The 6,298-nt window shown below is 69.9% G+C and carries 4 protein-coding genes; all 4 read left to right on the top strand.

Annotation, left to right across the window (positions count from 1 at the left end; all coding sequences use genetic code 11):
• Positions 1-335: 335 nt before the first annotated feature.
• The 4 genes from ABZX30_RS32360 to ABZX30_RS32375 all read left to right on the top strand — a co-directional run bounded on the left by ABZX30_RS32360 (position 336) and on the right by ABZX30_RS32375 (position 5,599).
• Complete coding sequence (locus ABZX30_RS32360) at positions 336-1,430, top strand: transcriptional regulator (protein WP_355940161.1); 1,095 nt, start codon at positions 336-338, stop codon at positions 1,428-1,430.
• A gap of 417 nt (positions 1,431-1,847) precedes the next feature.
• Positions 1,848-3,263 (top strand): DEAD/DEAH box helicase, encoded by a 1,416-nt coding sequence (locus ABZX30_RS32365; RefSeq protein ID WP_355940164.1) that lies wholly within the window; start codon positions 1,848-1,850, stop codon positions 3,261-3,263.
• A gap of 161 nt (positions 3,264-3,424) precedes the next feature.
• Entirely contained in the window at positions 3,425-3,667 is a 243-nt protein-coding gene (locus tag ABZX30_RS32370; protein ID WP_355940166.1) for a DUF5302 domain-containing protein, read from the top strand.
• A gap of 474 nt (positions 3,668-4,141) precedes the next feature.
• Positions 4,142-5,599 (top strand): BTAD domain-containing putative transcriptional regulator, encoded by a 1,458-nt coding sequence (locus ABZX30_RS32375; RefSeq protein ID WP_355940169.1) that lies wholly within the window; start codon positions 4,142-4,144, stop codon positions 5,597-5,599.
• Positions 5,600-6,298 lie beyond the last annotated feature (699 nt).

Genomic DNA, 6,298 nt, shown 5'->3' on the forward strand with positions numbered 1-6,298 from the left:
CCGTCCGGAAAGAAATTTCCCACCCATCGAACTGACGAGCCGTCGTAACAAAACCCCAGCTAAACGCTCGTCATGGATGCTGTGAATGTGCGTTCCTGACATCAAAGGGCTCGACAATGACCAGAGTGACCCGTGAGCATGGGCAGTAAGGCACGGGCACCATCTCAAGAACGGGGCGAGATGAACGGAATTCTTCATTCCGCCTGTCGGTTGTGCCCGGGCTCCGGCCGAGACCGCGGCCAGGCCCGGTCCGGCAGCGCGGCCCGGTGGTGCTGAACCGTCCGGTCGCGACGTGTGTCAGGTTCTGTGAGCTGTCAATCTACGGGGTGGACAGAATGGATCAGGTGCTCGGCGTCTCTCACGAATCCGTGGCTGCGGACTTAACCGGAGCGGCCATTACCGGAGTCGCCGCTCGCGACCCCGGCTCGTGTGCGACCTCCGAAACCGCGCAGGTGAAACCATCGCCGGTGCAGGACGTCCCCATATCCTCGATCATGCCGGGCATCTCTCTGCGGTCGCGAGGGCCGGACCCGGAGCACGTGGCACGCCTGGCGGAAATGGAAGGGTCACTTCCGCCTATTCTCGTCGACCGGCGCACCATGCACGTGATCGACGGAATGCACCGCCTGATGGCCGCCTTCGTCAAGGGCCAGCGCGTCATCGCTGTGCAGTTTTTCGAAGGCAGCACCGAGGACGCGTTTCTGCGTGCCGTGCAGGCGAACGTCACACATGGCCTGCCGCTCTCTCAGGCCGACCGGCGGGCCGCAGCGGCGAAGATCGTCAAGTCGCACCCCCATCTGTCGGACCGGGCGGTCGCCCGCGCCTCCGGTCTCGGAGCCAAGACCGTTGCCGCCATCCGCCGGCAGTCCGACGGCGTGCTGCAACTGCACGCCAGAGTGGGCAGGGACGGCAAGGTCCGCCCGCTCAGCAGTGATGAGGGGCGCAAGCGGGCGGCGGAGCTGATCACCGAGCGCCCGGACGCCTCACTGCGCGAGATCGCTCGTCTGGCGGGACTCTCCCCGGCGACCGTGAGCGATGTCAGGAGACGGTTGCAGGCCGGAGAGGCCCCGGTGGTCGGACACGGACAGGCGGCGCACCAGGACAAGGTGGCCCAGCCCGCCGGAGTGGTGCGCTCACTGCGTACCGGCCGCCCGGACGACACGCTCGACAGCGATCCCCACGACTTGCTGGAGAAGCTGTTGCGCGACCCGTCCCTGCGCCACAAGGAGGAGGGACGTAACCTGCTGCGCCTGTTGCACCAGAACGCCGTCGGCATGCAGCAGTGGTCCGAGCTCTCTGCGGCGGTCCCGCCGCACTGCGGTGTCCTGGTGATGAACCTGGCCCGCCAGTACGCCGAGACCTGGCTGCAGTTCGCCCAGAACCTCGATGAACAGATGCAGTCGTCGAGCCGGCGGACCGTGGGCGAGTAACGGGACGACGAGCGGATCCCCGACCCCAGATCTGCGCCGGTAAGGGCGCCTGACCTGCCTCGGCCATGGTCAGGCGCCATTTCTGTCGCAGGGAACCTACCACCACCACCGACCTGGCGGTACCGCCTTGATCACCGGGTTCGGGTCAGCAAGAGGTCAGCATCGGGCCGGACAGCGTCCAGTTTGCTGACCTGCATCCCCGGCGGGGGATGCTGCGCTGCCCGGTGTCCTGCTCCGAAGGCCGATACCGGTCCAGTCAGCCGGGAACCGCACTCTGTGTCGTAGCTTCCTTGTGTTAGTGTCATGCGTTTGCGTGGTCGTCGCGGTGGGCGATTCTGCTTGTTCGGTTCCGCTTCGGCGTGGGCTGTTCAGTCCTGCCGGGCCTTCCTCGGTACGTTTCCCTGCGGAAGGCTGTTCATGAAGCATCCCGGCGACTCCAGCATCGCTCACGGCGGTCCCGTCCAGCCCGGGGCGAGGACTCCGGCGCTGCCCCCGGTCCTCTCCTTCGCCGGTCTCGAACTGCCGGCGGAGGTGCTGCGGACACTGAGCGGACTCCGGGTGCGCGAACCCTTTCCGATCCAGGCCGCCACCATGCCCGATGCCCTGGAGGGGCGCGACGTCCTGGGGCGCGGGCGCACCGGATCGGGCAAGACGCTCGCTTTCGGTCTGCCGCTGCTCACCCGTACGGCCGGGCGGCGCGCCGAGCCGAAGCAGCCCCTCGCCCTGATCCTCGTGCCCACCCGGGAGCTGGCCCAGCAGGTCACCCAGGCGCTGGCGCCGTACGCCGAAGCGCTGCGGCTGCGGATGGCCACGGTCGTCGGCGGCATGTCGGTCGGCCGACAGGTCGCCGCGCTGCGCGAGGGCGCCGAGGTGGTCGTCGCTACCCCCGGACGCCTGCACGACCTGATCGAGCGCAACGCCTGCCGCCTCGGGCGGGTACGGATCACCGTGCTCGACGAGGCCGACCAGATGTGCGACTTGGGATTCCTGCCGCAGGTTGTCGACGTGCTCGACCAGGTACACCCCGACGGTCAACGGATGCTGTTCTCGGCGACTCTGGACCGCGACGTCGATCAGTTGGTCCGCCGCTACCTCCACGATCCCGTCGTCCACTCGGTCGACCCGTCCGTGGGCACGGTCTCGACGATGAAGCACCACGTTCTCATCGTCCACGGCCCTGACCGCTATGCCGTCACCACGGAGATCGCCGCCCGCGACGGCCGCGTACTGCTGTTCCTCGACACCAAGCACGCCGTCGACCAGCTCACCCGCCATCTGCGGGCCAGCGGGGTGCACGCCGGGGCCCTGCACAGCGGCAAGTCCCAGCCACAGCGCACGCGGACCCTGGCGCAGTTCAAGAACGGCCAGATCACGGTTCTGGTGGCGACCGATGTGGCGGCCCGCGGCCTGCACGTCGACGACCTCGATCTCGTCGTCAACGTCGACCCGCCCACCGACCCCAAGGACTACGTGCACCGGGCCGGTCGCACCGCCCGCGCTGGTGAGTCCGGCAGCGTGGTCACGCTCGTAGTGGCGGGTCAGCGCCGCGAGACGAGCCGCATGATGGCCGAGGCCGGCATCGAGCCGACCGTCACCAAGGTGCGCTCGGGCGAGGCGGAACTGAGCCGGATCACCGGCGCCAAGGCTCCCTCCGGTACCCCGCTCGACGGCGGGCCCGCCGTCCCCCGACCCAAGAACAGCAACGCTCCCTTCCGCGGCCTCGGCACCAGCAAGGACACCTCCCGCGGTACCGGCGGAAAGTCCCGAAAGGCCGGCGAGGCACGCAAGCTCGCCGAGGCCCGCAAGGCCGCCCTCGTACGTCGCAACGGCTGAGAGCCATCGCCCTGTCAGCGAATCTCCTGGCCACGGGATCGACAGCCCTCGGCCGCGAGAGGGAAACCCGACGAAACGGAGCAGGATGATGGTGCCGGCGTCCCGCACCTCGCCCGGCATGACAAGCTGTGCTGGCCCACCCCCGAACCCAGGAGGTCACCATGACTGAAGAGCCCGTCATCACGGAAGGTTCGGAGCCGGCTGCCCCCGAGACGTCCCCTCTGTCGCCGGACAGCGACGGCAACTACGACCTCAAGCGCAGGTTTCGTGAAGCCCTGGCGCGCAAGCGCGGTGCGCAGGCGGACGCGGCCGATGTTGCCGCCAACCCGGACGCGTCCAAGGTGCGTGCAGCGCACGGCCCGGCTGCGAGCCAGCGGTCGTTCCGGCGTAAGAGCGGCGGCTGAGTCGATCAGTCCCGCGGTCCGGCCGCCTCACCGGCGCTCTGCGCGCTGTCCCCTCGCGCGCCCGGTGCCGTGGCCCGCGCCGTGCACACCCACCATGGTCAACCGCGCGGGCGAGAGTCCCGGGTGCCCCACACGCGGGTTCCAGTCGGCGGAACCCTCGTCCCGCCACAGGCCGTCGAGACGGTCAGGCACCCACATCGACGACATACCACAGGAGTTGCCGGCCCGCACCGTCCGCCATCGGCACACCGGGACCACGACACCCGGAAGGGGACGGACCGACATCTCGCACCGCGGGAGTCTTGCGGGCACCACGTAACCGCAAGACCGGCGCACCACCGTGATCACCGGCAGCCGAACACCAAGGTCCCCTACGGAGTCGAGGTTTAGACTTCGGGGTGATCCGCGCGGTCCCCCAGGAAGCCTGACCGCGCCTGCCGGCTTCGGACAGGCATCCCTGAAGGAGGGCGCTAGTTGAAAGAGCGGTTGCGGTTCTCCCTGCTGGGACCGGTCAGGGCGTGGCGTGGCCAGGACGAGGTCGCGCTCGGCCCGCCCCAGCAGCGGGCTGTGCTGGCCGTGCTGCTGCTGGCCGAAGGCTCGCAGGTGTCGGTGGGCAGACTGGTCGACGCGGTGTGGGGGACCGAAGCGCCGGCCTCCGCGCGTGGCATTCTGCGTACCTACATTCACCGGCTCCGGAAGGTGTTGGAGCCCGCCGGGGACACGCCATCGACCCTGATCCGTGCCGCGGGGGACGGCTATCAGCTCACCTCGCCGGGTGAGCTGGATCTGAGCGTTTTCCGGGAGCTGGTCGCCCAGGCCGAGCGGGCCCGAGGTGCGGGAGACGCCCAAGGCGCGGCGAAGTGCCTGGGTGATGCGCTCGGTCTGTGGCGGGGGGCGGCGCTGGCCGGTATCCGGGGCGAGTACGCCGACAGCCAGCGGCAGCGGCTGAACGAGTTGCGTCTGTCGGCGGAGGCGGCCCGGCTGGCGGTCGAACTCGACCTGGGTGGCCATGAGAAGGCGGCCTCGGAGCTGACCGGTCTGGTCGCCGAGCATCCGCTGGACGAGCGGTTTCGGGAGATGCTGATGCTTGCTCTGTACCGCTCAGGGCGGCAGGCCGCGGCCCTCGCCACCTACCGCGAGGCGCAGAGGCTGCTCGCGGGGGAGCTTGGCGTCGATCCCGGGCCGGCGCTTCAGGCGACGTACCAGCGAGTTTTACAGGCTGACGCCGGTCTCCTCGCGCCACCGGTCCCGGCCGAGCCGGCCCCGGTTCCGGTCGAGCCGGCCCCGGTTCCGGCCGAGCCCGCTCCCGTGTCCGGCTCGGTCCCGGCCGTTCCGGCCCGGCTGTCCGCCGGTCCGGTGGTGTTCGGCGGCCGGGTCTCCTCAGGAGAGGAGACTGCAGGCCCGGATACCCGTACCCGCCGGCTCCGCTGGATGCTGCTGGCCGGCTCCGCCCTGGCGACGACCCTGCTCGCGTGCGTCCCCTTCGCCGTAACGGGCTCGGACTCCGCCGAGGGCGATTCGACTGCGAGCCCTTCCCCCGCCAAGCCTGCTTCAGGCGTGGCAATACAAAATCACGCCTCCGACAGGTGCATTGACGGCGGCACCCTCGGGGGCGCGCCGCTGCAGATCCTGGACTGCTCGAGCAGCGACAGACAGTTCTGGCAGATCGTGTCCGAGGACAGGCTCATCCGGATCTCGGGCAAGTGCCTGGACATCGCAGGCGGTTCGACGGACAACGGCGCGGCCATCCAATTGGCCGACTGCAACGGCAGTGGCTCCCAGAGGTTCCGGCTCAACCCCGCCCACGACCTGGTCAACCTTCAGGCTCACAAATGTGTGGAGGCCACGGACCCGCGCGGAAGCAACCGCACACCGCTCCGGCTCTGGACCTGCACGGGTGCCCAGAACCAGAAGTGGAGCGCGGTCGTCTGATCCATCGGCCGCTCAGGTCACCCCTGCGGGGTCGCGCAGGTGCCATGTCGGGGTGCCGTCGTGCCGTCCCGGGGAACAAGGAGCCCCACGGGACCGCGGACCAACGAGTACGACGCGCGGGGAGTTCGCAGAGCCCGCTCGGTGGCGCGTACTGCTCCGGGGTATCCGGCGTGGTGGACAACTCCCGGGCCTTTTCGGCGGCGGCCCGGACAACGGCGGCCGGCCGTGGGTCGGCAACCCCGGCCGGCGACATACCGTCGGCCGGACTCCCGAGCGAAGGCCGACTACGAGTCGGTGAGTGCCGCGTTCGCCGTTGAAGGACCGCTCGGCTCGGCGAGCTGACGCAATCCGGTGCGGAGGGGGCGCCATCGGCGTTGCCGAGCGGTGCACTGGGTGCGACAGGTCGCCGAAGCGCGTCCAGCTGTGTACTGCAGCAGGCGGGTGAGCGCCGCCTGGCGGTCCGCCGCCGGGGCGGTGGCGAGGAAAAGCCCTGCCGCGTACGCGCGCACGAGCACGTGCGGCGTAAGGCGGCCGACGGACTCTCGCCCGGCCGAAACTTCGGCAGCCGTCATGAGATGAACTCGAGGAGTGGTGAACGATCACTGGGCGTCGTGACGGACGCGGGGGGGGGGGGGGGGGGGCGGCCGGGCCCCCGGGGGGTGGGGACGGGGCGCGAAGAGAAGAGAGAGGGGGCCGCGG

This window comes from Streptomyces sp. NPDC004542, from assembly GCF_040610035.1.
Lineage (GTDB): Bacteria > Actinomycetota > Actinomycetes > Streptomycetales > Streptomycetaceae > Streptomyces.